Source organism: uncultured Gemella sp., assembly GCF_963525165.1.
In the GTDB taxonomy this organism is placed as follows: domain Bacteria; phylum Bacillota; class Bacilli; order Staphylococcales; family Gemellaceae; genus Gemella.
In genome coordinates this window covers 73271-99730 of the sequence record NZ_CAURJN010000001.1, presented here as the reverse complement: position 1 = coordinate 99730, position 26460 = coordinate 73271, and the positions used below count along the sequence as shown (strand labels likewise).

Annotated in this window: 21 protein-coding genes; 14 read left to right on the top strand and 7 right to left on the bottom strand. The window is 32.4% G+C overall.

What is annotated here, in order from left to right:
• The first annotated feature begins 340 nt into the window (after window positions 1–340).
• Together RWQ74_RS00490 and RWQ74_RS00485 are read left to right on the top strand one after the other, a co-directional pair.
• Window positions 341–676, top strand: a complete 336-nt coding sequence (locus tag RWQ74_RS00490; RefSeq protein ID WP_314084671.1) for a zinc ribbon domain-containing protein YjdM — start codon at window positions 341–343, stop codon at window positions 674–676.
• Window positions 677–822: 146 nt separating this feature from the next.
• Window positions 823–2193: an MFS transporter gene (locus tag RWQ74_RS00485; protein ID WP_314395786.1), complete on the top strand. Its 1371-nt coding sequence runs from the start codon at window positions 823–825 to the stop codon at window positions 2191–2193.
• Between the two features lie 83 nt (window positions 2194–2276).
• Here the strand turns inward: RWQ74_RS00485 and RWQ74_RS00480 are convergent, their stop codons facing one another.
• On the bottom strand, window positions 2277–3491 hold the full coding sequence (locus RWQ74_RS00480) for a peptidoglycan bridge formation glycyltransferase FemA/FemB family protein (RefSeq protein WP_314395784.1): 1215 nt from the start codon (window positions 3489–3491) through the stop codon (window positions 2277–2279).
• A gap of 164 nt (window positions 3492–3655) precedes the next feature.
• Here RWQ74_RS00480 and RWQ74_RS00475 point away from each other — a divergent pair, with 164 nt between their 5' ends.
• On the top strand, window positions 3656–3922 hold the full coding sequence (locus RWQ74_RS00475) for a hypothetical protein (protein ID WP_299321823.1): 267 nt from the start codon (window positions 3656–3658) through the stop codon (window positions 3920–3922).
• A 68-nt stretch (window positions 3923–3990) separates the two neighbouring features.
• On the opposite strand, the gene RWQ74_RS00470 is transcribed toward RWQ74_RS00475, so the two are convergent.
• Window positions 3991–5085: a metallophosphoesterase gene (locus RWQ74_RS00470; protein WP_314395782.1), complete on the bottom strand. Its 1095-nt coding sequence runs from the start codon at window positions 5083–5085 to the stop codon at window positions 3991–3993.
• Between the two features lie 661 nt (window positions 5086–5746).
• On the opposite strand from RWQ74_RS00470, the gene RWQ74_RS00465 reads away from it, so the two are divergent.
• A complete protein-coding gene (locus RWQ74_RS00465; RefSeq protein WP_314395781.1) occupies window positions 5747–6796 on the top strand; it encodes a DUF389 domain-containing protein in 1050 nt (349 codons plus the stop codon).
• Window positions 6797–7268: 472 nt separating this feature from the next.
• Here the strand turns inward: RWQ74_RS00465 and RWQ74_RS00455 are convergent, their stop codons facing one another.
• The gene (locus RWQ74_RS00455) at window positions 7269–7895 is read right to left on the bottom strand and encodes a superoxide dismutase (protein WP_314395779.1); all 627 of its coding nucleotides are present in this window, start codon (window positions 7893–7895) and stop codon (window positions 7269–7271) included.
• 462 nt (window positions 7896–8357) lie between these two features.
• Here RWQ74_RS00455 and RWQ74_RS00450 point away from each other — a divergent pair, with 462 nt between their 5' ends.
• Window positions 8358–9527, top strand: coding sequence for a hydroxymethylglutaryl-CoA synthase (locus RWQ74_RS00450; protein WP_314395777.1), 1170 nt, complete (start codon window positions 8358–8360; stop codon window positions 9525–9527).
• 11 nt (window positions 9528–9538) lie between these two features.
• Window positions 9539–10807, top strand: a complete 1269-nt coding sequence (locus RWQ74_RS00445; RefSeq protein WP_314395775.1) for a hydroxymethylglutaryl-CoA reductase, degradative — start codon at window positions 9539–9541, stop codon at window positions 10805–10807.
• A gap of 52 nt (window positions 10808–10859) precedes the next feature.
• Here the strand turns inward: RWQ74_RS00445 and RWQ74_RS00440 are convergent, their stop codons facing one another.
• Window positions 10860–11693: a hypothetical protein gene (locus tag RWQ74_RS00440; protein WP_314395773.1), complete on the bottom strand. Its 834-nt coding sequence runs from the start codon at window positions 11691–11693 to the stop codon at window positions 10860–10862.
• Window positions 11694–11920: 227 nt separating this feature from the next.
• On the opposite strand from RWQ74_RS00440, the gene RWQ74_RS00435 reads away from it, so the two are divergent.
• The gene (locus tag RWQ74_RS00435) at window positions 11921–13099 is read left to right on the top strand and encodes an acetyl-CoA C-acetyltransferase (protein WP_314395771.1); all 1179 of its coding nucleotides are present in this window, start codon (window positions 11921–11923) and stop codon (window positions 13097–13099) included.
• Between the two features lie 356 nt (window positions 13100–13455).
• The gene (locus RWQ74_RS00430) at window positions 13456–14094 is read left to right on the top strand and encodes an O-antigen ligase family protein (RefSeq protein ID WP_314395769.1); all 639 of its coding nucleotides are present in this window, start codon (window positions 13456–13458) and stop codon (window positions 14092–14094) included.
• Window positions 14095–14498: 404 nt separating this feature from the next.
• On the opposite strand, the gene ung is transcribed toward RWQ74_RS00430, so the two are convergent.
• Both ung and pepF read right to left on the bottom strand, forming a co-directional pair.
• Complete coding sequence (gene ung, locus RWQ74_RS00425; protein WP_314395767.1) at window positions 14499–15185, bottom strand: uracil-DNA glycosylase; 687 nt, start codon at window positions 15183–15185, stop codon at window positions 14499–14501.
• A 240-nt stretch (window positions 15186–15425) separates the two neighbouring features.
• The gene (gene pepF, locus RWQ74_RS00420; RefSeq protein WP_314395765.1) at window positions 15426–17234 is read right to left on the bottom strand and encodes an oligoendopeptidase F; all 1809 of its coding nucleotides are present in this window, start codon (window positions 17232–17234) and stop codon (window positions 15426–15428) included.
• Between the two features lie 561 nt (window positions 17235–17795).
• Between pepF and RWQ74_RS00415 the strand changes: the two genes are divergently transcribed.
• The gene (locus RWQ74_RS00415; RefSeq protein ID WP_314395763.1) at window positions 17796–19163 is read left to right on the top strand and encodes a hypothetical protein; all 1368 of its coding nucleotides are present in this window, start codon (window positions 17796–17798) and stop codon (window positions 19161–19163) included.
• Between the two features lie 197 nt (window positions 19164–19360).
• Window positions 19361–20455: an FAD-dependent oxidoreductase gene (locus RWQ74_RS00410; protein ID WP_314395761.1), complete on the top strand. Its 1095-nt coding sequence runs from the start codon at window positions 19361–19363 to the stop codon at window positions 20453–20455.
• Between the two features lie 236 nt (window positions 20456–20691).
• Here RWQ74_RS00410 and RWQ74_RS00405 read toward each other — a convergent pair whose 3' ends face one another.
• Window positions 20692–22029 carry an MFS transporter gene (locus tag RWQ74_RS00405; RefSeq protein ID WP_314159813.1) on the bottom strand — a complete coding sequence of 446 codons (1338 nt, stop codon included), beginning with the start codon at window positions 22027–22029 and terminating at the stop codon, window positions 20692–20694.
• A gap of 541 nt (window positions 22030–22570) precedes the next feature.
• On the opposite strand from RWQ74_RS00405, the gene RWQ74_RS00400 reads away from it, so the two are divergent.
• From RWQ74_RS00400 to RWQ74_RS00385, 4 genes are all read left to right on the top strand, one after another.
• Entirely contained in the window at window positions 22571–23737 is a 1167-nt protein-coding gene (locus RWQ74_RS00400) for a pyruvate kinase (protein ID WP_314159812.1), read from the top strand.
• Window positions 23738–24156: 419 nt separating this feature from the next.
• Window positions 24157–24963, top strand: coding sequence for a diadenylate cyclase CdaA (cdaA, locus tag RWQ74_RS00395; protein WP_314395759.1), 807 nt, complete (start codon window positions 24157–24159; stop codon window positions 24961–24963).
• Between the two features lie 11 nt (window positions 24964–24974).
• Window positions 24975–25937 carry a CdaR family protein gene (locus RWQ74_RS00390; RefSeq protein WP_314395757.1) on the top strand — a complete coding sequence of 321 codons (963 nt, stop codon included), beginning with the start codon at window positions 24975–24977 and terminating at the stop codon, window positions 25935–25937.
• A gap of 2 nt (window positions 25938–25939) precedes the next feature.
• Window positions 25940–26191 carry a hypothetical protein gene (locus tag RWQ74_RS00385; RefSeq protein ID WP_314395756.1) on the top strand — a complete coding sequence of 84 codons (252 nt, stop codon included), beginning with the start codon at window positions 25940–25942 and terminating at the stop codon, window positions 26189–26191.
• The last annotated feature ends 269 nt before the right edge of the window (window positions 26192–26460 follow it).

Sequence of the window (26460 nt, the reverse complement as noted above, 5' to 3'; positions counted from 1 at the left end):
TTACCGAATCCTACTACTAATAAATCATATTTAACCATAATTTGATTCCTCTTTTGTTTTAAATTTTATTGTTTATATTTTATATTTTAGAATAATCGCAAATAAATATAATGTGATTAACTCTTTAATACATATTTTATTACTTCTTTAAAAAAAATTCAAGTACTTTGCCTACAAAAGTAGACGATTTTTTAAAAAATTTTTAGGAAAGAGATTTTTTTGTTAGAATTATTATTACATCAAGGTTTGAAAGAGTAAGTTGTTTGATATTATTTTGATATTATATCTCATTATGGTATAATATCCCTTGTACAAAATTGAAATATTATGGAGGAAAACAATGACATTACCTAATTGTCCAGAATGTAAAAGTGAATATACTTATGAAGATGGGATTATGCTAGTGTGTCCTATGTGTGCTCATGAATGGTCACCAGAAGATGCTAGTGGAGCAGAAGAGGAGAAAGTTTATCGTGATGCTAACGGTAACGTACTTCAAGATGGAGATACAGTTTCTGTAATTAAAGATTTAAAAGTTAAGGGTAGTTCATCTACATTAAAACAAGGAACTCGTGTTAAAAATATCAGATTAGTTGATGGAGATCACAATATCGATTGCAAAATTGATGGTTTTGGTGCTATGAAACTAAAATCTGAGTTCGTTAAAAAAATATAATTAAATAAAGAGCTGACTCAATAGTTGTGATTTTAGTGGAATCATCAAGAGCACAGCTCTTTTAATTTTTATATCGGTACTTAATCTTTCGAAAATAGAAAAGATAGTATATAATAAATAAATGTGTTGAAAATAAATTGAAAAGAATGAAAGGAAATACAATGACGAAAATTCAAAAACGTTTATCTATGATAGCTTTGCTTTTAGCTAATTTTATAGGTGGACTTGATACAACAATGTTGAATACTGCATTACCGCAAATTATTAAGGATTTAAATGGTATAAATCAATTAGGTCTGTTAACTTCCATGTTATTATTTTTTATAGCTATGACAACGGTTCTTTGGGGTAAGCTTGGAGAAGTAATAGGTAATAAAAAAGCATTTCAATTATCAATTTTAATCTTCGCAATAGCTTCTATACTAGGGGGATTTTCTGTAAATATCTGGATGATGGTATTTGCTAGAGGATTAATGGGTATTGGTATAGGAGGAATGATTTCTATTCCTTTTGTAATATATGCTAAGCTTTTTCCTGACGCGAAAGAAAGAGCCGTTGCCTTAGGATGGGTAACAGCCTTCTATGGTGTGGCAAGTATCTTAGGTCCTATTGCTGGAGGTTTTGTAGTCGATGTATTAGGGTGGTCTTGGATATTTTTTAGCCTTGTTCCATTTTCAGTAGTTTCTTTAGTATTAATCCAAATTTTTTATAAGGAAACTGTAATTTCACAAAAACCAAGAGTTGATTACATTGGAAGTGGACTATTAGTGATTATTTCGGGAGTTATTCTTTATTGGATTAGTAATCTTCCGAAGCTTAATATATTTATGAATAGTTTACTAGCAATATTTGTAATTGTTAGTGGTTATATACTATGGAAGTGGGAAAAAAAGGAAACAGAACCGATTCTGCCAATCAGTCTGTTAAAGAATATGTCTTACATTACGAAAAACTTAATTATGGTGTTGGTCTATGCTTTTGCTATCGGATATAGTATTTACGCTCCAATGTGGGCGCAGGTTGTATTAGGAACTAGTGCAACTATGGCAGGTGGGACACAGATTTTTAGTTCTATCGCAGTTATGTTAGCAACGAGATTTTCTGCTAAATTTATAAGTAAATGGTCATTTAAAAAACTTATAAATATAGGTTTTATGGCGATGGCTGTTTCAGTATTTATGATGGCCTTTGCTCCAATAGGTGTTTCTTATTACTATATTTCGATTAGTGGTGCTTTCCTTGGACTTGGCCATGGTTTGATTTTCCCATCAGCACAAGTAGCATTCCAAGAAGTTGTACCTAAAGAACAACTTAATATAGCGACTACTTTTAGCTTATTATTAAGAACGTTAGGCCAGACTCTTATGGCATCAATCTATGGTTTAGTATATGCTAGTCAAGTTAATGGCATTAACAGTATAGAACACTCATATCAAGGATTACATATAATCTTTATTATTGCAGCTGTTTCAGTTATATTTGGATGGATAATGAACAAAATTACTTGGAAATTATAATAACAATTTTCTTTTTATATATATTAAAACAGTAGATTAAAATAAACAGTCTGTAAACCATAATGATTTACAGACTTGTTTTTTTATCTTTTTATTAGTTTTAATACTTTTCTTCTTAATGGTAATCCGTAGTTGTACATTAAATTAAATACATGAGAGATTGCTAAATCGAACTCTCCATAGTATTCTACGATGTTTGGTGCGAATTTTGATTTAAAACCAAGTAGACTGTCGTTTAAATCTCCTTCGATTCCACCCATAGAAACTTCTTTAACACCCATTTCCTGAGCTTTTTTCATCGTATCAGAAAAGACCTTATACTGGGCAGGAAGTTTCGCGAAATCTTCATTCATACCAGCGTAGATAATTTCTGCATGGTTACCGTAGGCGATAGTAATCGCAGCACTTATAACCTGATCCTTGCTCTTATCTTCTATCTCTAAGCTATCGAATAAAACGATTAGCTTTTCAATTCCGGCTACTTGCTCAAGAAGAGTACGTTTTTTCTTCGGCGATTTTTCTCCAAGAGCTTCAATTTCAGCTTCAATAGTTTCTTTTCTAGAATGACATTCTTTTACAGCTTTTTCTACATTTATATATGAAATGTATAATAAAGCATTGTCTCCAAAAGTATCTAGTAAGTTTTCGAAATACTCACGCCCACGAAGAGAGATATTTTTTCTTTTTTCAGTACAAGCTAGGGCAAAAAGAAAGTCATCAAGATTCTCCTTACCACAACGTTTAACTTCAACGAATTTCTTTTCTGCATCACGAATTAGGCGACGTGTATCTTTTGGGAAAAGATCAGGAACTTCCTGTTCAAGCTTCGTAACTGTGTTAAAACGTGGTTGAATAGTGCTACTCATATCAAGGCTGAAACCTTTATGTTTATAACCATTCTCCTTGAAAACTTTAATAAGACTGTTGTTCTCTCTATCTACCTCGACATCCGTAAATACCGCTAACTTCTCATCTTTTACCGCGATAGGGATATCTAATTTAACCATTTTAGCACCTTTGTCTTTGGCGAATTTTTTAAGGTTAGTTAAAAAGAAATTAAGTAGCTCAGTATTAGTATAATCAAGAATTGGACCACGTGGAGCATACCATAATCCTTGACGAGTTAGAATCTGTACAGCAGCTACAATATTGTCATTTTCATCTGCGACAGCTACTCTTATAGCCTCCCATGTGTTTTTAATGTGAGACCACTCGATAGATTGCATCATATTACCATGTTTGTGATTTTTTATAAATTCAGTATATTTTTCATCGTTAATATTTGTTAAAAATTTCATTATTCAATAATCCTTTAACTAAAGTACACTTAATCATAACAAATTATAGTAGAAAAATCAATTTTTAGAAGGAATGAGCGATAAATAAGTTAATTAAAATGTTTACAAGCACCTACAAAACCTATATAATATTTATATAGAATAAAACAAAGGAAGTAATTGCGATGAACATGAATATGTTGTACATTATGCTAGGATTTATATTTGTCTATGCGATGATTTCTAACGCAAGAGATAAGATAAAAAAGCGTAATGAAAAGAGTAAAGAAGCATTTGAAAGGCTTCAAACACCGGCATACAAAAAAGAATTAGAAAAAGTTATAAATTTAAGTCAAGATGATGCATTTAACATTGCAGCATTAAGAAAAGCATACTTTTTAAATGGAAAAGATGCGAAAAAATTAATAGAGATTTTTAAAAAAAATAGATAGGAAAAACAAGAAACTCAACAAATCGATTTTTATGAATCGAACTGTTGAGTTTCTTCTATAATAATTGATTATTTTCCTTCAATAGTAATCATCCATACTTCACTACGGGCTGTAGTTTTAAAAGGTGGTCCCCAGAAACCATAACCCGCAGAAGTGAAGAAATGTTTACCATTAATTTTCGCGTAGCCATGATCTAGAGTATAAACTATATCTGTGATGAAGTTTAATGGCCATAGTTGTCCGCGGTGAGTATGCCCAGAGAGTTGAACATCTATAGGTAAGGTAGCATGATAATCGACAGCATCAGGTTGATGATCGATAAGAACAATAGTCTTGTTTAAATCAACGTTCTTAAGCAGGTCGGCAGTATCAAGTCTATCGCGACTGACACTCTTATCTTTACGCCCAACCAAAGTAACATCATTATTAATAGCGATACTCTCATCAAATAGCGGGATTATTCCTGTTTTTTTAACTTCGTTTACTATTTCTAGTGCGTCGCGGTCGTGATTTCCCATTGTAGTGTAAACACCTAGTGGAGCTTTTAATTTGCTTAGGTTTTCTTGCATATTACGCTTTTTGTACATAACCATATCATCGTCCATAAGGTCTCCTGCGATAACTACAGCATCTGGCTTCTCCTCATCAATAATCTTGTTCAGTTTCTCAAGTTGAGGATTTGAGAAAAATGTTCCAAGATGAAGATCAGAAACCATAGCAATTTTAACAGGATTATCAAGATGTTTATCAACCTTAATAGTCTTATTAATTACAGTAGGTGAGTATGCCCAAAATAATCCAAGAGCAGTCATACCTACTAGATATAGAGTAGTTATGCTTAAACTAATTCCTTGAGAAAGATTTAATTTAAAGATTTTCAGTGATAACTTAGCGACCAATAAAATAACACCTATTACAGCACCATCTAGAAAGTAGAAGTACCAAACGTTTCCATAATTTACCCATGGTGCCCCTAATCTTAACATATAAGCTACAATAGAAAAGTTAGCAGCTATAAATAATACTACACCAATAGCTAATTTAACCTTAGGGGGAACAAAAGGTGAGATCATCCATTTTAAACCTAACCACATCAGAAACATGAGTATTTCATATACCGCGAATACCCCGATAAAACTAGCGATAAATTTCCAATTATTCAATATCAATTCTCCTTCAAACTATTTAATAACAAATGTAAGGGAGTGACTCAAAAATCATGATTTCGGAGAAACAAGATTTTGTTGAGTCACCCCCGCACAGTTTATTAGATATCTAAAAAGCTTTTATAAAGCGAATTTAGATAGCAATAAACCACTGCGTCTATGAGTTATCATATACATTTTTTAAAAGTTAGGACTTTTGGGTCAGCCCTAACAGAGTGCCTTTCATTATACAATATGTAGTTTAAATTGTCATTAAATTAGGTTGGATAGGGTGATTCTTTTAAGTGTTGTAACTTCTTAATCTTAAAAGTTATTGGTGTCATTGCTGCTGGAATGATGTTGAGCGTAACCTTATCTATCTGTGGCATCTTTGCTCTTAGAATAAGGAAACAGTAGTTTTGTCAGTCCTCTATCTTGGAAAGGATATAAAAATCTTTTAAACTGAGGGGATTCTTAGTGAAAGACTATGAAATTTTTGATATAATATAAAGAATCAATTGATAGATGCTTTTTTATTTGTTTAGAAAAAAGAGATATTTTTTAAAAGACTTACAGGTGAGAACTAAGGAAATTTAAATACATATGTAATGTTTGATAGAAAATCACTTTATCCTCATCAATAGATAAACAGTAATAAATTAAATAAAAGGAGAAACGGATGCCTGGAAATTATTCAACACGTGAATACCGTGAAAAATTATACGATGATCTTCATGTTAGATCGAGAGATACAGCGATTTTGATGTGTGCAATTTTTATTGCCTCTATCGGACTAAATATGAATTCAACAGCTGTTATTATAGGAGCCATGTTAATTTCACCCCTTATGACACCGATTGTTGGGCTAGGATTAGGTTTAGCTATTTTTGACATTCGTTTAGTCAAGCAAGCTCTAGGAGTTTTACTTACTCAAGTATTGGTCAGTTTACTTGTATCGACTCTATATTTCTGGATTACTCCCTTATCTTATGCAAGTAGCGAGTTGATTGCACGAACTTCTCCAACGATTTGGGATGTCCTAATTGCTATTGCCGGTGGGATTGCTGGTGTGATTGGTTCAAGAAAAAAAGAAGCAAACAATATTGTACCAGGAGTAGCTATTGCTACAGCGCTGATGCCGCCTATCTGTACTGCCGGCTATGGTTTAGCTAATGGAAATTTACGATTTTTATTTGGAGCTCTCTATCTTTTCTTGATTAACTGTGTCTTTATAATGCTAGCCAACATTGTTGGAGCAAAAATTTTAATGAGAAAATCTCCCTTAACTTCATTCAAAGAGCTAAACATTAAAATGAAAATTGGGTTGATATCTTTGATTGTATTATTGGTTGTTCCAGCCAGTTATTCGGCAGTTACTCTGACTATAGAACAAGCGCGAAAAGAAGGTGTCAAACAGTTTGTAGGAAAAGAGTTTGCCAATCATACGGTTATCAATCAAGTCTACAAGTCAAGGGACAATGAATTGGTCTTGACAATTGTTGGTGACCCGATTTCAGAAGAAGAATTAGAAATAATTCATCAAAAACAAGCCTCTTACGGTATTCAATCTATTCAATTGAAAGTTAATCAAGTTCAGAATTCGACAAAATTAGATAGTGAAGCGACCAAGGAATTTTATGAAATTATTAATAAATATATCGATCAAAAACTATCTGAAAAAGATTCGCAAAAAGATCTTGTAAAAGAAAATGAAGCAGACAAGGGTTAAGGATATTCTATATCCTCAATCCTTGTCTTTTTAGTTTGATTTTTTTAGAAACAGTAGTTAGGTCTTTTAGTATAGCTCGCCTAATAACTTTGAAGGGTTCATCGCGTTCTAAGCCTAATTGGATATCATTACGATATAAAAGGGTAAGATATTTATGCTTTATCATAGTTGGTCTTATTTCTAATTTAAATGTTTCACACTTAATTACAACGCAAAAAATCATTCCAGAGTAGTTTTCACTTTGATTAGGTAGGTGGAAGTTACTTTGAGAAGTTACTTAGATAATAAGCTGTTTATAATGGGTTGCCAAAGTATATAAAGAAAACAAGAAAATCTGTAGATAATACAGACCTTATGATTGAAATAAATAAGATTATAAGTGATTATGTTGAAATTGAAAATTTACTTTAGAAACTGCTGAATAAAAGCATCCAGGAAATTAAATTTCCTAGATGCTTTTTTATCTATGTAATTATTTACCTAATTTTTCTAAGTGTTTAGCTAGGCGTTCGTTAACGAAATCCCAGTTTACAACACGGAAGAATTCTTTAATGTAGTCTGGACGACGGTTTTGGTAGTTTAGGTAGTAAGCGTGCTCCCAAACGTCTAATCCAAGAATTGGAGTAAGACCTGTTAAGTATGGAGAGTCTTGGTTAGCTGTAGAAGTAACAACTAATTTACCTTCTTTATCTAAAGCAAGCCATGCCCAACCACTACCGAATCTTGTAGCAGCTGCAGCTGAGAAGCTCTTAACGAATTCTTCGTATCCACCAAGTTCAGCTTCAACTTTTTCTTTAACTAATCCAGCGAATTCAGAAGAATCTGCTTTAGTTAGTGATTGCCAGAATAGGCTGTGGTTGTGGTGTCCACCACCATTGTTGATAACAGCTTGACGGATGTCAGCGGGTACGTTATCGATGTTTTTTAATAGACCACAGATGCAGTTAGCTTCGAATTCTGGGTGTTTTTCTAAAGCTGCGTTTAAGTTGTTAACGTAAGCAGCGTGGTGTTTATCGTGGTGAATTTCCATAGTTTTAGCGTCGATAACTGGTTCTAAGTAATCGAATCCATAAGGTAATTCAGGTAATTTAAATGTCATAGTAATAATCCTCCCGGGGTTTTAATCGATATATAACTATTATAAGAAAAATATTAAAAATTAACAACAAAAATGCTTACAAAAAAAATTTTTTATTTAAAAGAAACTATTTTTTATTTTTAACAATAATTAGATAAGTATTGTTGATAGCATAGTTGTATTGAAATATAGCAAAGAAATAAGTTTATGTTTTAAGGAGTAGAAAAGATAGGGGTGAATATTGTATTTTGTGTATATAATACGTGTGTATTTTATAATAGGTGTACTTAAGATTTTTAATTTTTAATGGCTATCTATAGACTATTTTGAAAAAATTTTATACAATAGTATTTGCATGAAATATTTTAAATCATGATAGGAAGTTTATAGCTATTAGACTTTAATTTTCAAAGGTTTAATAGTATAATATAGTTGGGAATTTGTATAGATAAATAATTCGAATTAATCGAAAGGAATTTGATAATGAAAATAGGAATTGATAAGATTGGCTTTGCGATGCCAAATTATTATTTAGATATTCGTGATTTAGCGACAGCTAGAGGAATTGAACCTGATAAATTCACAAAAGGTTTATTACAACTAGAAATGAGCATTCCTCCTGTGTCTCAAGATATAGTAACTCTTGGAGCACAAGCTGCATATGATATACTGGACAAAGATGATTTAGAAAAAATTGATATGATTATCGTAGGGACTGAGTCTGGAGTTGACCAAAGTAAGGCTTCTTCAGTATTTATTCACGGTCTATTAGATATTCAACCATTTGTACGTGCTATCGAAGTGAAAGAAGCATGTTACGGAGCAACTGCGGCATTAGATTTTGCTAAAAATCATGTTATGAATAATCCAGAGTCAAAAGTACTGGTTATCGCTAGTGATATTGCGAAATACGGTGTTAAATCTTCTGGAGAATCTACACAAGGTGCAGGAAGTTGCGCTATGTTAGTAAGTAGTAATCCAAGAATTTTAGAGTTCAACAATGATAATGTTTGTTTAACTCGTGACGTTATGGACTTCTGGCGTCCGAACTATTCACAATATGCTTTTGTAGAAGGAAGATTTTCTACTGAACAATACCTTGATTGTTTAACAACTACTTGGAATAGATATATTGAGAAAACTAAACAAAGCCTTAATGACTTCTCAGCGGTATGCCTACACCTTCCATATCCTAAATTAGGATTAAAAGGTTTAACTCTATTATTAGAACAAGCTGAAGAAGAGAAGAAAGAAGAATTACTTACTCGTTTTAATGAGTCTATATTATATAGCCAACGTGTAGGTAATATATACACAGGATCTCTATTCTTAGGGTTATTATCATTACTAGAGAATAATAACACATTAGAAGCAGGGAACAAGATTGGTTTATACAGTTATGGAAGTGGAGCTGTTGCGGAAGTATTCAGTTTAACTCTAGTAGAGGGTTATAAAGATCAATTAAGAAATAATCGTTTTGATGATTTCGATAAGAGAACACGTATCTCAATAGATGAATACGAAAAAATGTTCTTCAGAGATACTACAGTGGATGAAGAAGGAAACTTAGATATTTCTGATATTAAAGATGAAAGCAGATTTATCTTAGAAAAAATAGAAAATCATAAGCGAGTATATAAAAAACAATTTTAACAGGGGAAATCATGGGAAAAATTTGGAGTGGATTTTATAAAAAAAATATTAATGAACGCTTAGAGGTTATTGAACAAGCTGATATTTTAAGTGAAGAATATCTTTCTGTTTTAAAAAATAATGAAGTTTTAGACTTTGATATGGCTAATAATATGGTTGAGAATGTAATAGGAACTTTCTCGCTACCTTTTAGCGTTGTGCCAAATTTTGTCGTTGATAATAAAGAGTATGTGGTGCCATTCGTTACGGAAGAACCATCGGTAGTTGCTGCTTGTAGTAATGCTGGGAAAATCGTAGCGAAATCTGGTGGTTTCAAAACAGAAGTACTAGATAGGAAGATGGTAGGGCATGTAGCTTTATATAATATAGCTAATGCTGATGAAGCGGCAGAACGTATTTTACAAAGTAAAGATTTGCTTTTAAAAACGGCGAATGAAGCTTATCCGTCTATCGTAGCTCGTGGTGGAGGTGCTTGTGATATCGAGGTTAAAGTTTTATCAGAAGATGGAACAGATTTCGTAGTTGTTTACCTTATCGTTGACACTTTAGAGGCGATGGGAGCAAATATGTTAAATACTATGCTAGAGGCACTTAAAGTTTCCTTAGAATCACTAACTGAGAGTGTAGCTTTAATGGCGATTTTATCGAATTATGCGACACGTTCACTAGTTACAGCAAAATGTTCTATTCCATTCGAAAACTTAGGGGAAAATGGAGAGTATCTTGCGAAAAGAATTGAACTGGCTAGTAAATTTGCTAAAGCTGATGTTTATCGAGCAGCAACTCACAACAAGGGTATCTTCAATGGTATCGATAGTGTTGTAATAGCGAGTGGAAATGATTGGCGAGCTATAGAAGCGGCGTGTCAAAGCTATGCAGCTAAAGACGGTAAGTACCAAGGACTTTCTACTTGGCGTTGTGATGAAGAGGCTAAGATGCTTATAGGAAAAATCACGTTACCGATGCCGGTTGCTAGTGTAGGTGGATCTATTGGAATCAACCCTACTGTAAAAGTTGCTAGAGGATTATTAAACAATCCAGACGCGAAAACATTAGCGAGTATACTTGTTTCTGTCGGATTAGCTCAGAATCTAGCAGCGCTAAAAGCGTTGGTAGGAGATGGAATTCAAAAAGGTCATATGAAATTACATGCAAAATCTTTAGCGATTTTAGCTGGAGCTACTAATGATAATATTGAATTAATCGTAGAAGAACTTAGAAATGAAAAACACATGAACTTAGCTAGTGCTAAGAAAATAGTAGAGAAATATAGTAAATAAAATAATGAAAACGACTAGAGAATAAGATTTTCTCAAGTCGTTTTTTGTTCTTTTAATATAATTCGAATTTTTCTACATAATACATTGTTTTATTTGCTCCGCTCTCATAATTTTTATTATTCAAGCGAAGTGTCATCATACCTACAGGTTTTCTAGTAGCGATGTTTTCGTATGGAATAAGAACTCTGTCTCCTTTAACTTCCCATTTTTCTACCGGCATGAATATTGCGTCAGTAGCGCCTCCATATCCTATATCACTTTTAACTAAGAATACTTGATCTTTTGCGAAATATACTACTTTATTTTTATGATTTATCAATTTTTCTAAGTTTTGTTTGCTGAAATCAGTAACCTTATTATTTAACTGAACAAATTCAATTGCTTTATCATTTTGTAATCTTTGGAGTACGTCTTGTTTATGGAATGTTTGTGCATTGTATGTATTTAGTAAGTCCAGTACTTTAGTCATGTTCATTTGTTTTACTACATTGTTGCTGCTATCGTTACTAGCGATAAATCTCACTACATTGGCAGTACTGCTACCTTCTAGATTTAACATTCCGTATGACATAGGCTGTAAAATTTCTCCAGCTTTAGCTAGGTTATGTTTTCTAGTTTGAGTAGTATTTTTTCTAGCAGGAGTTGCTATCTGGGCTTTAGGTTTTTTATTTATAGTATTTGTACTAATGTTAGTATCTGTTTGTTTAATATGTTCAACTTCTTTTTGTAGGTTAGCTAAAGAAGTTGGTGTTTCTTCGGTAGTCGTTACTTCGTTAGTTATATTATTATTGTTATTATTAATTTTTTGTGCCACCTTATCTGTACAACCAGTCATAAGCCCTATTCCTAAAATAAATACACCTGTTATTTTTAGAAGTTTGTTCATATTCTCCACCTTCTTTTTGTATAATTTCTTTATACTTATATTATACATCTATAAATTACAAAAAACAACCTTTTATTACAAAAATATTACATTTATATTACAAAATCATTTAATAAATATTACAATGGTGTAATTTTTAGAATCAGTCTAGTGTTATAACATTATTTGAAGAAGCGTAATTTTTATAGTAAAATATACTAGTAAACTAAATTTAGGAGATAAAAAACATGAATAGAGTTGCTATTGTAAGTGCTAAAAGAACTGCTATAGGAAGTTTCGGAGGAAGTTTAAAAGATGTTTCTGCCGCGAAAATTGGTGGAGATCTTGTAAAACAAGCATTAGAAAGTGTAAATCTAGATCCAAATCTTGTTGATGAAATTATATTCGGTAACGTATTGCAGACTGGTCTTGGTCAAAATGTAGCAAGACAAATCACTGTTAATGCAGGTATTCCGAAAGAGAAAAGTGCCTTTGTTGTTAATAAAGTTTGTGGATCAGGACTAAAGAGCGTTGTTCTTGGAGTTCAATCTATTATGGTAGGAGATAATGATATCGTAGTTTGTGGTGGAGTAGAGAATATGAGTGCGGCACCACATTATACGAAAAATGCTCGTTTTGGTCAAAAACTTGGTAGTTTCGAATTAGAAGATACTATAATTAATGACGGTCTGACTGATGCTTTTGAGAATTATCACATGGGTATTACTGCTGAAAATATCGCAGAGCAATATAATATTATAAGAGAAGAACAAGATGAATTTGCTCTAGCAAGTCAAAAAAAGGCAGCCTTAGCAATTGAGAATAATCTATTTTCTGAGGAAATTGCTCCTATAATTATTAAAACAAGACGAGAAGAGATTGTTTTCGATACAGATGAATATGTTCGCGTAAATACAACATTAGAAAGCCTAGCTAAATTACGTCCAGCTTTCAAAAAAGATGGAACTGTAACAGCGGGGAATGCATCAGGAATTAATGATGGAGCTGCTTGTGTTATTCTAATGAGTGAAAAACGTGCCAAAGAACTAGGTTTAGATGTTCTTTGTTACATTGAAGGTTATGCATCAGCAGGTCTAGATAATAGGGTAATGGGACTAGGACCTGTTCCTGCAACGCAAAAAGTGTTAGAAAAATTAAGCTTAAATATTGAAGATATTGATTTATTCGAAATTAATGAAGCCTTCGCAGCGCAATCTATAGCTGTAACACGATTATTAAATTTAGACGTTGCTAAGGTTAATACGCGTGGTGGTGCAATAGCGCTAGGACATCCAATAGGAGCAAGTGGTTGCCGTGTCTTAGTTACATTAGTGCATGCACTAATTAAAGACAATAAAGAAAAAGGGCTATGTTCTCTTTGCATAGGTGGAGGTCAAGGTATCTCTATGGTTGTTTCTAGGAAATAATTTTAGGGAGTGAATCAAAAAACGTGATTTTCTAGAAATCGAGTTTGGAGTGTTACTTCGCAAAGTATATTAGGTGTTTAAAAAGTGAATTTAGATATTAATAAATCATTGAGGTTATGAATTTCTGTAGTTTGAAAAATAGAATTTTTGAGTCAACTAAGTCTAAAAAGGTGTAAATTATATAAGAGTTAAATTCTTAATATAAGTTTTAGTTTAAATTCCAGGTTTACTTTGAACAGGAATTTACTTTGGGAATTAACAAATTCTATAGAAAATATAGTTATTTATAAAAATAATTGTCTATTAGCTAAGAAAGTGTTAAAATAGGTAAGTGATTATTTTTAAGGAGAAATATTGTGAATAAATTCATGAAAGAACATGGACAAGTTATTTTGTGGTTTATCTTTTTAGTATTTATGATAATATCACTTAGTATGGTGTTTACTCACGGCATTGGCTATGCTATTGTTGTGTTTGTACTAAGTCTTGTGTTACTGTGCCCGCCTATTGTAAAACTTATTCAAAGAAAAACGCGTTTGAAAAAAGTTGTCTTAGGTGCTGTAAGTGCACTTGTTATGATGTTAACAATGTTAATGACTAATCATTTTAGTGATGCTAAAAAGGAAGAACAAAGAAAAACTTTCCAAGAGAGAAAAGAAGAACGTGATAAAAAAGTAGAGGAACAATCTTCTGAAGAGAAAAAAGAAGAAAATTCATCAGAGACTAGGGAACAACAGATAGCTCCACCACCTTCATCGAAAAAAAGAATAGATGAGAAAGATGGTGAAAAAAATGAAGTTGTTCAAGTAGTTCAAAATCAACAACCTCAACAACAGGTACAACAACATAGAAAAGTCATAGTTAGAGCTAGTAAAAAGAGTGGATACTACTATACCCCAACACATCCTTCTTATAATAATGTCGCTGCTACTAACTTATTAGTATTTAATTCAGAAGAAGCAGCTCAAAAAGCAGGATATAGAAGAGCTGCATAATAGACAAAAGATCTCAGACATAGTGTCTGAGGTCTTTTTTAAAAAATATAATAAAAAAACGTGTTTGGGAAACACGTTTTTCGGATGAACTAAATTAAGTTCTAAGCAATTTCTTGCTTGTTTATATCTAATCTTATATACAAATAACAAAAGAGTCTTTCAACTCTTTAAAAGGGAGAATGGCTTGCCTAGGGAGCGACAAGCCACATTATGAAAAAAATTAAAAAGTTTTATTATCTGTTAATATCATAAAGAATTAACCGAAATATTGGTTTAAACAAAAATAATTTCAAACTTAAAAGGGAGAAACGACAAGTGTCGTTAAGAATGAAATTTCATTACTTTTGTTTAGGTAACCATTATAAACCTTGTACTTAAAATATACTTAAAATTTTTAAAGTTTTTTAAAAAAATGAAATTTGTTCATTTGTTTTCATTTTTAATTCAAAGTTTATAGTTTTTCTATTGTGCAACTCTAAATAATCATTAATTTGAGAAAAAATCTTGCTTCCAAAAAAGCCTCTGTATGCAGATAATGGACTTGGATGTGCTGATTCAATAATCAAATGTTTTGAAGAATCAATTAGTTTATTTTTACTTCTTGCATAAGCTCCCCATAAAACAAAAACTACATTTTCATTTTTTTCAGAAATAGTTTCAATTATGTAATCCGTAAAATTTTCCCATCCCATTTTACTATGGCTCGCAGGAGAATTTTTTTCAACAGTAAGAACAGCGTTAAGCAGAAATACACCTTGATTAAACCAAGATTCAAGATTTCCTGTTTTTGCTGGATTTATACCTAAATCATCATGAAGCTCTTTGTAAATATTTATAAGACTTTTAGGGAGTGGTACACCATCATTTACAGAGAAGCTTAATCCGCATGCCTGCTCAGGATTATGATAAGGATCTTGACCTAATATTACGACTTTAATATCTTCTAATGCTAAGTCAAAAACCCTAAAAACTTGCTCTTTTGGAGGATAGATAGTAGTAGTAAGACGTTTTTCATCTATTTTTTCTATCAATTTATTAAGTTCATCTATTTTTGGATAATTTTTAAATACTTCATTCCAACTGTTATGCATATAAAACTCCTTCAAATTACTACTTTGTTAAAGTATATCATAGTTAAATATATAATAAAATAGGAGTGATTCGACGAAATTGATTTTTTGTAATTAATTCTATCGAGTCACTCCTCATAAACGCAGTGGTTTATTGATATCTAAATTCGCTTTATAGAAGCTTTTTAGATATCTAATAAACTGTGCAAGGGTGACTCGACAAAATCGATTTCTCCGAAATAACGATTTTTGAGTCACTCCTTATTTATTTAATTCATCTGTTAAGTTGTAAAGTTCATCTACTAGGTGACCAACATAAGCAATTGCTTCTTTAAGTGGTTCATCAGTACTTACATCACAACCTGCAAGTTTAGAAAGATCTAGTGCTGACATGCTGCTTCCTTTAGAAAGAACATTTAACCAAGTGTCGGCATAAGAACTGTCATTATCGATCTTATTAGCGATAGCTGTACCGATTGTTAATCCTGCAGAGTAAGTGTATGGATATAGTCCCATGTAGTAGTGAGGTTGTCTCATCCAAGTAAGCTCTGCACCTTCATTAACTACTAAACTATCTCCGAAGAATTCTTCCATTACGTTGCGTTTTACTTCAGAAAGAACATCAGCAGTTAACATTTCATTGTTATCTACCATTTTGTAGATTCTATCTTGATAAACAGCTTCTAAGTAGTGTGTTACCATATTGTGGAAGTATGTTCTACTAATCATGTTGCTGATAACCCAACGTTTGAAACGAGCGTCAGTGTTAGTTTTTAGCAGGTAGTTAGATACAATAACCTCGTTACAAGTTGATGGAGCTTCGACGAAGTAAAGTGGGCAATCATTATTTAACATTGTTTGGTGTTTTCCTGTACTCATGAAGTGATATGCATGTCCAAGCTCGTGAGCAAGAACAAAAACTTCATTCATTTTTCCAGTCCAAGAAAGAAGGATAAATCCAGCTACATTAGGAACTGTTGCGCAGAATCCACCAGTGCTTTTCCCAATATTTTGAGGGAAGTCAGTCCAACGTTTATCATAACTTTCATCAATCATTTTAACGTAGTCTTCACCAAGAACACCAAGTGCTTTTTTAAGGTAAGAACGAGATTCGTCGATAGTCATATCAATTTCGAAATCTGGATCAAGGTTGATTTTACAGTCTGCAAACTGCATATCTTCAATTTTGTGCTCGCGAGCTAGAAGCTTAATGTAACGTCGGACATGAGGTGCTAAATCTGTCATAAGAGTACGGATTTGACGATCATATAGTTCGCGGTTACCATCTTGAGAAGCTAATAGGTAGTCGATAACACTACCATAACCACGCATTGTAGCAAGCATTTTTTCTTTTTTGATTTGTGAAATATATTCATTTGCTGAAGTGTTTTTATAAGCGTTTAATGTTTTATAAAAACTTTTCGCAGCATTACGACGTACTTCAGCGTCATTATCCATTTCGTGTAAGTTTTCGTATAGTACGAAGCTGTTTTCGAAAGTTTTTCCGTTTGCTTCAAAGCTATCAAATTGCATATCTTCGTGCTTAGTTACTTCATATAGATTGAAATAACCAGGAAGACTCTCGTAGTTTGCGATTACTTGTTCAGCCTCTTTTGATAATGTATGTTTTTTCTCCTGAACAATTTTTTCAAAGTAATATTCTAAATCAGGGCGATAGTTTTTCACGAAATCTTTAATGAATTGTTCATCTAGTTCTACAAGTTCAGTATCGAAGAAACTTAAATTTCCTGCCCATAAAGTATAAACATCTTCAAATAGTGTTACATTTTGCACTACATTGTCATTAAATCTATCCACTGCCATTGGTAATTCCGCATAGTGAGATAGTTTATAATATTCTTCATATAGTTCTTCGTATTTTTTAACGGCAGTATCTAAAGTAGCATGATCCGTTAATTTTCCTTCGTAAGTAGCCTTGAAATCTAAGATTTCTTTTTTAATATTCGCAAGGCTCGCTTTAAAATCTTCATCAGTTTTATATAGAAGAGTCATATCCCAAGTATATTTCTCTTCGACTTCATTTCTTGGTATTAATTTCATTTCAGTCATAGTTTACCTCCTGTAAATTATAATTTTATAGTCATTTGACTTAAGTACTATTATAATATGATATGCAGTATAAGTCTATAAAATATTAATAACAAGAAAGAGTATCGTGTAGTTTGTATAGAAATTAGAAAGACTTTGATATAATTTTTCTTAAAAAATTTTGTTTAAAGTTAAATTGTTACGGAAAATAGGTAAAAAAATAAAACTATGATGATAAATTGAAAGAGTTTTTTATCGTAAAAAAATGTTAAATGACGCAAAATTCACGGAAATATTTATAGAGAGATTAATTTAAAAATAGATAATTTTTGAGTTGCGCTTTTTTGCTTTATATGAAAAATATAATTAAGAAAGTTTTGATTTAATAGCTATTTAGATTTAATGGGCTTATAATTATTCTGATTCTTTATGAATGAATTATTTTCATATAAAAAATCATTGATTTTTTTTTTTTTTGATATAATAATGGCTAAAAGAGTATAAAAAGCAATTATTTTTTCATGATTAAATAAATTTTTTATAATTTAATTATAGAAGAGATACTTTATGGAGGTATATATAATGAACAAAAATACAAAAAGAGTTTTATCGGCAATAACGGTTGCAAGTTTATCTGTAACATCATTTACAGGTAATATACAAAATGTAGTTAATGCCAAAGAAGACAAACAAGAAGAAAATGCACTTTCAACAAATAGAGTAAATGCAGAAGTATTAGAAAATGAAGCTGGTGCAGTAATTCGTGTTAGTGCGTCTTCAAATGTTCAAAATGTTAGAACAACTTATTCAGTAGATACTGCAGGTAGTAAGGTTGTTTCTTTTGGAGATTTGAAAGCAGGAGAGGTGAAAGAAATTCAAGTTAATTTTGAAGAAGATTCAAATAAACTTAAATCTTTACCGAAAACTACTGCTGTGAGCGATAGAGTAGATTTTAATAAAGAAGTAAGAGGACATAAAATTAAAGGTAGCGTAAGCTTTGAATATGATAATGGAGACACTGCACCAACAGTAACACCAACAGCGCCAACTGAACCGACTAACCCAGTTGCTCCAGTGGTAACTGCTCCATCAAATCCAACAGTTCCAACTAACCCAGTGGTAACACCAACGGTGCCGACTACACCAATTAATCCTAATGCTAAGAAAGTAAATCTAGAAGTAAATGTACACGTAACACTAAACGGTCAACCTCGTGTATTTACAGTAGGTGTTTACAAAAATGTTGATGCTGGTACAAAAGTAAGTCTTGAGTATGTAAAAGAAGTACTTAAACAGTACAACTTTGTGGCGGATAAATTAGAAGGATTCCCTGCGGTATTAGACAAAGATTATGCAGTTGAGGTAGACGTAAAAACTATTAATACTGTAGTACCAACAAGACCTAGGATACCACTAAATCCTACTAAACCAGTTGCGCCAGCCAAACCAATTCAGCCGGTTATTCCTGATACTCCAGATGAACCTGTAGTAACTCCAGATAAGCCTGCTAAACCAGTTGCTCCAGTAGTAACACCAGCAGAACCTGTTAAACCTGTAGTGACTCCAACAGAGCCTACTAAGCCAGTAACTCCAGTGGTAACTCCTAAAAATACAGATCTTGAAGCTGGTATGCCAGCTAATGTTAAGTGGTCTCGTGCGCAACTTAAAGAGTGGGGATTCACATTTGGTAAGATTACAGGGAACTACGATGTAGATGGTGACCTTGGGGTATTTGACAATGATGACGCGTTAGACCCAGCTTATAGAAGTGGTAGAGCACACATGCTTGATGACGTTACAAATGGTAAAATGGACTTTAATGATTTCCAGAAAAATACTCCTCACGGATATGCTTGGCACTTAGTAACAAAACCAGATGGTACTGATGGGTATGCTATGTATCTATATGGTACAGATGGTAAATTCAATGACGGTCAAAAAGCAAGATAATAAAAATCAGAGGGAAAGTGCTGATTAAAAAAACATCAAAGAAGAAGTATTGAGAAAAAACTTGGTACTTCTTTTTTCTATTCGTTCTGTAATAATTATACTATATCATATCTTGTTCAAAGTTAAAGTTTACTCTATAAATTTTTTGAGTTATAATTTTAATTAGTAGATTAATAAAATAAAAAGCGAGGTATCTTATGAAAATAGCAGTAGTAGGTGGGGGAATAGTAGGGGCTACATGTGCTTATTATTTGTCAAAAGAACAAAAAAATGAAATAGTAGTTTTTGATTATGGCGTTGGTCAAGCTACAAAAGCGTCGGCTGGTATTATAAGTCCGTGGTTTTCTAAAAGACGTAATAAACCTTGGTATAAAATGGCTAGATTAGGGGCTGATTTTTATTTGAAATTAGTTAAAGATTTAGAAGCGGCTGGTTATAATACTGACTTTTATTCACAATGTGGAGTATATTTATTGAAAAAAAATGAAGATAAGTTACCCGAGTTAAAAGAACTTGCTGAAAGTCGTAAAGAATTATCGCCGATGATAGGAGATTTAGAGATAATTACGAAAGAAGAGGTTCGAAAGATAATTCCTAGCTTCGATAATAATGGAGATGTACTGTATGCGAGTGGTGGTGGACGTGTAGAAGGAGAGAGGTTCGTTAATACCTTACTTACTGCTTCAAAAGCTAATCTTGTTAAAGAAAAAGTTAGTCTAAAGGTTGTGGGAGATAAATATGAGATTAATGGACAGATTTTTGATACTGTTGTTCTTGCGACTGGAGCATGGTTAAAAGATATATTAGAGCCCCTTGGATTTAATGTTGATGTTCGTCCGCAAAAAGGTCAACTGAGAGATTATAAAGTTTCTGATGAGAATACAGGCTCTTATCCAGTTATTATGCCTGAGGGTGAATTGGATATTATTCCATTTGAAAAAGGTGTTGTTAGTGTTGGAGCGACACACGAAAATGATATGGGCTTTGATTTAACTGTTGATAAACAGCAACTTGATGCTTTTGGCAAAGAAGCGGAAAACTTCTTAGGTGAATTAAAAAATGCAGAGATAATAAATGAACGTGTTGGAATTAGAGCTTATACTAGTGATTATTCTCCGTTCTTTGGTGAAGTTCCAACATTGAAAAATGTTTATGCAATTAGTGGACTTGGTTCTTCAGGTTTAACTACAGGTCCAATAATAGGTTATAGTGTAGCGAATATAATTTTAGGAAACGATATAGAATTAGATCCGCGAGATTACAATATTGAAAACTATATAACATGCAAGTAAGAGGGAGTGACTCAAAAATCGTGTTTCGGAGAAATTGATTTTTTAGAGTCCCCCCCCGCACAGTTTATTAGATATCTAAAAAGCTTTTATAAAGCGAATTTAGATGTCAATAAACCACTGCGTCTATGAGTTCTCATATACACTTTGTTAAAATTTAGGACTTTTGGGTCAGCCCCTAACAATAAGAAAGCACTGAACGATTTTGTTCAGTGCTTTTTGATGTTTTAAATTTTTAATTATTTATGTGCTAATTCTTTAGCTCCGCGGTGACTTAGTACTGCGAATACGATACAAAGAACTGCAGATGATAGAAGAACGTAAAGTCCTCCAGACCATCCTACACGGTCAACAACGAATCCGATGAACCAAGTACCGAATGAAGCACCCACGATGTAACTCATGAATCCTCTTAGACCAACTGCGTTACCAACAGCAAATGATGGAACAACTTCCATAGTTTGAACTGATGCTAAGAATTGTGGTACATAGATTAGACATCCAGAAAGGCTGGCAAATACGATTACCCATACTAGAGAAGTACTTTCCCAATATCCGATTAGACAGAAGAAAATGATAACCATTGCACCGATTGCTGGAGGCATACGGTAACCTTTGAATACTTTATCAGATAGGTATCCAGCAAGAAGTGTTGATGGAATAGCAGCCCACTCGAATAATGTGAAGGCGATACCCATTTGTCCTTTTGTGAATCCTTTAGTTTCTAATAAGTAGATTGGAAGCCAAGAGATTAATCCGAAACGAATTAAGTATACGAATGTATCAACTAGAGATACATACCAAGCGTGTTTGTTTTTTAATACGTAGTTTACGAAGATTTGTCCTGCACTTAAGTTTGCAGCTTCTTCTGGTACGTGTTTTACTTCTACTTTTTGAGTTTCACCAGTGATTTCTTCCATTGTTGGTAGACCTTCGTTTTCTGGTTTTCCTTTAACTAAAACAAGGATGATGATAACGAAGATAATAGCGATAATTGCTGGGAATACGTAGTATGCTAATTTCCAGTGTTCTTTACCAAAGATGAAGAAACCTAATGTAACGATACTTGCTACGATTCCTCCACCGATGTTGTGAGAGATGTTCCAAAGAGCAGTCATACGACCACGTTCTTTTTTAGGGTACCAGCTTGCAAGTGTGATGAATGCTGGTCCAACTCCCATACCTTGGAAAAGTCCTAGTAAGATTACTAAGATTGATACTAAGAATACAGTGTGACTAACTCCAAGCGCTAAGTTTACAGATGCACAAAGGAAAAGTCCAAGAGCCATATATTTTTTTGGATCGGCTTTATCTGATAAACTACTCATGAATCCTTTACTTAATCCATATGCAAGTAACATGTAACTCATGATTGCACCCATTTGAGTTTTAGAAATTCCTAAAGATGCTTTAAGATCACTACTCGATAAACTGATGTTATTTCTAACAATATAGAATGCCATATATCCAAGGAATACTCCAAGGAAAGAAATAAATCTTAATTTTTTATAAGTTGGCATAACTTTATCGGCAGGAACTGTATGTGATTTAGCTTTAGGCTTTAAAAATGATAACATAAAATATGTTCCTCCTAGAATTATTGTATATATAAATTTGAATAACTGAAAACTATGTGTTATATCAGCATGTAAAATTATATACTACAGAGGGGAGGTTGTCAATAGTTTTTTAAATATTAGATAATATTATTTTTTTCTTAATGTTTAAATAGTGGATATTGATATTTTGTGAAAATATAGCATTTTCATGAAAATGAACTTTGTAAATATTTTTCACAATTCACATATAAAAATAGCTACAAATGTAGCCTGAAATGTAAGAAAAAACCTTACAAACTAGGTAAGGTTTTTTCTTTTATTTAGTATTTTTAATTTCAATGGTAAAAACGATATATCCAGTTATATTTTAAAATTTACAATAATTTAATATGCAGCTGAAAACAAAAATTATTACGGTTATAGAATTTTTATATAGATATTATGGTGGCATTTAATAATAATATTTGTTATATTAATAGAGAGTATTAAAATCTGTTATAATATCTAGGTTATGGTATGTTATAATTCGCTGTGCTATAATAAAAGTGAAAATTAAAGTATGGATAGGTATAAGATTATGATTAGAAATTCTAAAATAATAGCCACTCTAGGCGATGCAACTGATAAAGTATTACGAAAAATAGTAGAGGGTGTAGCGGATGCTGTATTGATAGATTCTTTTTATGGAAGTAATGAAGAGAATATCGAGAGAATAGAGAAGATTAAGTCTTTAAGAGAAGAAGTAGGTAGAGATTTAGCTATAATTTATGATGTGGATCACATATATGCTCAGAATAAATATAAACTTATTAGAATTGATGAAGAAAAAATATATTTTGCTTGTAAAAATGACGTCGACTTTGTTGCGTGTCCTTTTGTTGGTAACTTAGAAGAAATTACAAAGGTGAAAGAGCTTATTAAATCACATGGAAAAAATATAGGGGTTATAGTTAAAATAGATTGTAAAGACGGTTATGAGAATCTTGATGGAATACTAAAGATTGCAGATGCAATTATGATTAATCGTGATGAACTTGGGGTAGACATTCCCTATGAAGATTTACCGGGAATTCAAAAAGATATTGTAAGAAGAGCTAACGAAGCTGCGAAAGTAGTTATTTTAACAACTCAAATGCTATATTCTATGGTTTATAATCCAAGACCGACAAGAGCTGAAGTATCTGATGTTGCGAATGCAATTTTTGATGGTGTTGATGCGGTTATGTTAATAGAGGAGACTGCGATTGGGGATTATCCGTGTGAAGCATTAGAGGTCGTAGATAAAATCATAAGAACTGTTGAAAAAAATAATGCTGTTGATGCCGAAAGATTCGAAGTTGATGACTATAAAATGAGTATTTCTCACGCTGTTTCAATGACAACCAAACACCTTTTAGAATCAGTAGATGTAAAAAATATTGTTACCTATACGAAGTCAGGAGCAACTGCTCGTTTTATTGCGAGGTATCGTCCAAATGTGCCTATACTAGCGGTTTTACCTGATAGAGAAAGTGCTAGAAAGTTAATTATTACTAGGGGAATAGTGCCGTTCATCGAACCTAAGATGTTAAGTATGGAAGAAATGTTAAGTAATGCTGCTTTATATTCTAAAAAAGCTGGACTAGCTGAAGCTTTTGATCTCATCTTAATAACTGCAGGTCAACCAGATACGGGGGAAGGTATTGTGCCGCCTACAGATTTTGTATATGTAAGCAAAGTTGATTAATTAGAAGTTAATATACTCGGTAGGTTTGAACATTTATATTTAAATTATTTATCATAGTTTTTAGTAGGCGGTGTTCTACATGTTATAGTTTTAAAATTACCGGAGGTATTTTGCGGAGCTGATAAAAAGGTCCTAAATTTTAACAAAGTATATGAGAACTTATAGACGCAGTGGTTTATTGATATCCCAATTCGTTTTATAAAAGCTTTTTAGATGTCTAATAAACTTTACGGGAGTGACTCGACAAAATCTTGTTTCTACGAAATCACGATTTTGTCGAGTCACTCCCTTTTTCTTTTATAAAAAAATAGCACAACGTTTGCATTTTATGATATAATTGAATATGGATTGCTATACGTATAACTATAGGCATATTATGTGTGGTAATGATATTATTAATCAAAGGAAGGAGATTATTTATGATAGCTGAATACTTATCAGGAGTAAGTACGCTAACACTAATTATTCATTTATTGGATATACTATTAGTTTGGTTTTTAGTCTATAAACTACTAAGTTTATTAAAAGGTACTCGTGGTATGCAACTTGTTAAGGGTATTTTAATTGTTATTGGATTAAAAATATTCTTTAACTTTATCGGATTTAAGACGATGACATACATATTTGAACAAGTGGTAACTTGGGGAGTATTAGGTATAATGATTATATTCCAACCAGAATTAAGACGAGCTCTTGAATATATAGGAAGGGTACAGCTGTCTAATATCTTCAATATTAACTACAAAGATGTTCAGAAAGATTCAACTGAACATATTATAAAGGCTGTTGTCGATTCATCTAGACATATGGCGCGCCGAAGAATAGGTGCGTTAATCGTACTGGAAAATAATACGGGACTTGATGAGTATGTAGAAAGTGGAATTACGGTCAATGCCGAGGTGACGAATGAACTTATAATTAATATTTTTATTCCAAATACACCTTTGCATGATGGTGCTATGATAATCGATGAAAATAAGATTCGTGCTGCGAGCTGTGTTCTACCTCTATCGGATAATAGATCAATAGCTAGTAGCTATGGAACAAGACACCGTGCTGCTCTAGGATTATCTGAAGTCACAGATGCTATAATAATCGCTGTATCTGAAGAAACAGGAAAGATTAGTGTCTGTCAGAATGGAATCTTAACTTCAGATTATTCAACAGATGATTTATTAGATTACTTGGCAAAAAATTGGAAACAACAAGATAAAATAATTAAATAAGAGGTGATATTATGCAACTAAAAGAAAATAATAAGTTAAAGTTAATATCATTTTTAATAGCGATACTATTGTTTCTATCGGTTAATGAGAATTTTAAAAACTTTTCAGTTCTTGGGGGAAATACAAGCAATAATACAACAGCTTGGGTAAGTGATGTGCCACTGGATGTTGATTATGATAGAGATAAGCTTTATGTAGTAGGTATTCCTAATACTGTATCTGTGAAATTATCTGGAACACAAACAAAAGTTCAGAAAGAAAGTGTTGCTAAAAATTTCAAGGCAAAATTGAATCTTAGAAATGCCCAAATAGGTGATGATCAGAAGGTTAGAATTGAGATAGAAGGTTTAGAAAGAGGTGTAGATGGAACCGCGGAACCATCTACAATAACGATATCTATCAGAGAAAAAGCGACAAAAGAGTTCAAAGTTACACCGATAGTAAAAAAAGAACGTCTATTGATTGGGTATGAGGTAGATAAACTTAGCGTATCTAATCCGACTGTTAAGATTTCTGGAGCTATAGAGAGTCTTAATAGAATAAATGAGGTTCGTGCTGAGAGCGATACTCGTACAAAGATTAATAGGAATACTAGGGAAGAGGCTAAGTTAGTAGCTTACGATAGTGATTACAATAAAATCGAGGATATTCAGATAGAGCCAAATTCAACGGTTATGAATATAGAACTTAAAAATATTGAAAAAGAAGTTCCTTTAGAGGTAAATACTATAGGTGCTCTTCCACCAGGATTTGAATTGATTAGTGTAACTGCGGATGTTTCTAAAGTAGCTATAAGAGCAGAAGACGAGGGCGCACTAGCTAGAGTATCGGAGATGTTTGTTGATGTCGACTTAAGTGATGTTAAAGAAGAGATAGAAGAACGTAGTAATTTAAAAATATATCCTAAAGAGAGTATTAGAATTGCGACGGATACACCGATTGTTAAAGTAACAATCAAGATAAGGAAAAAATAATTATGGCGGATAAAAAATTAATATTTATGGCTGTTAATATGCTTATTACAGTTTTTAGTTTAGCTATTATAATTGCGACGATGTTTATAGAAAATCAAAGGATTAAGACTACTGCGATTTTCGTAGCTATAACTATATTAATGGTTCAAAAAATAGTAGAGATAAAAGTAATTAAGGAGACTAGAAAAATCAGCATTTTGATATTATGTATCATTATTGCTGCGACATGTTACTTTGGTTATAGATTGTTTTAAAATATATAGAAGAGCTGAGGGAGCGGGGGTTGATCCAAAAGACCTAAATTTTAACAACGTGTATATGAGAACTCACAGACGCAGTGGTTTATTGATATCTAAAATTGCTTTATAAAAGCTTTTTAGATATCTAATAAACTGTGCGGGGGTGACTCGACAAAATCTTGTTTCTAGAAATCACGATTTTTGAGTCACTCCCTGTTTCCCACATAGTTTGTTAAGTACTGATAGTTTTTTAGTTATGAATAAATTTTTTTAGTACTTATGAT

Bases quoted from the DNA above. Each gene is read 5' to 3' on its own strand.
- RWQ74_RS00475 (WP_299321823.1), top strand. From the start codon at position 3,656: ATGAACATGAATATGTTGTACATTATGCTAGGATTTATATTTGTCTAT.
- RWQ74_RS00465 (WP_314395781.1), top strand. From the start codon at position 5,747: ATGCCTGGAAATTATTCAACACGTGAATACCGTGAAAAATTATACGAT.
- RWQ74_RS00480 (WP_314395784.1), bottom strand. From the start codon at position 3,491: ATGAAATTTTTAACAAATATTAACGATGAAAAATATACTGAATTTATA.
- RWQ74_RS00400 (WP_314159812.1), top strand. From the start codon at position 22,571: ATGGATAGGTATAAGATTATGATTAGAAATTCTAAAATAATAGCCACT.
- RWQ74_RS00410 (WP_314395761.1), top strand. From the start codon at position 19,361: ATGAAAATAGCAGTAGTAGGTGGGGGAATAGTAGGGGCTACATGTGCT.
- RWQ74_RS00415 (WP_314395763.1), top strand. From the start codon at position 17,796: ATGAACAAAAATACAAAAAGAGTTTTATCGGCAATAACGGTTGCAAGT.
- RWQ74_RS00455 (WP_314395779.1), bottom strand. From the start codon at position 7,895: ATGACATTTAAATTACCTGAATTACCTTATGGATTCGATTACTTAGAA.
- pepF (WP_314395765.1), bottom strand. From the start codon at position 17,234: ATGACTGAAATGAAATTAATACCAAGAAATGAAGTCGAAGAGAAATAT.
- RWQ74_RS00385 (WP_314395756.1), top strand. From the start codon at position 25,940: ATGGCGGATAAAAAATTAATATTTATGGCTGTTAATATGCTTATTACA.
- RWQ74_RS00390 (WP_314395757.1), top strand. From the start codon at position 24,975: ATGCAACTAAAAGAAAATAATAAGTTAAAGTTAATATCATTTTTAATA.
- RWQ74_RS00440 (WP_314395773.1), bottom strand. From the start codon at position 11,693: ATGAACAAACTTCTAAAAATAACAGGTGTATTTATTTTAGGAATAGGG.
- RWQ74_RS00450 (WP_314395777.1), top strand. From the start codon at position 8,358: ATGAAAATAGGAATTGATAAGATTGGCTTTGCGATGCCAAATTATTAT.
- RWQ74_RS00435 (WP_314395771.1), top strand. From the start codon at position 11,921: ATGAATAGAGTTGCTATTGTAAGTGCTAAAAGAACTGCTATAGGAAGT.
- RWQ74_RS00405 (WP_314159813.1), bottom strand. From the start codon at position 22,029: ATGTTATCATTTTTAAAGCCTAAAGCTAAATCACATACAGTTCCTGCC.
- RWQ74_RS00485 (WP_314395786.1), top strand. From the start codon at position 823: ATGAAAGGAAATACAATGACGAAAATTCAAAAACGTTTATCTATGATA.
- RWQ74_RS00490 (WP_314084671.1), top strand. From the start codon at position 341: ATGACATTACCTAATTGTCCAGAATGTAAAAGTGAATATACTTATGAA.
- ung (WP_314395767.1), bottom strand. From the start codon at position 15,185: ATGCATAACAGTTGGAATGAAGTATTTAAAAATTATCCAAAAATAGAT.
- cdaA (WP_314395759.1), top strand. From the start codon at position 24,157: ATGATAGCTGAATACTTATCAGGAGTAAGTACGCTAACACTAATTATT.
- RWQ74_RS00445 (WP_314395775.1), top strand. From the start codon at position 9,539: ATGGGAAAAATTTGGAGTGGATTTTATAAAAAAAATATTAATGAACGC.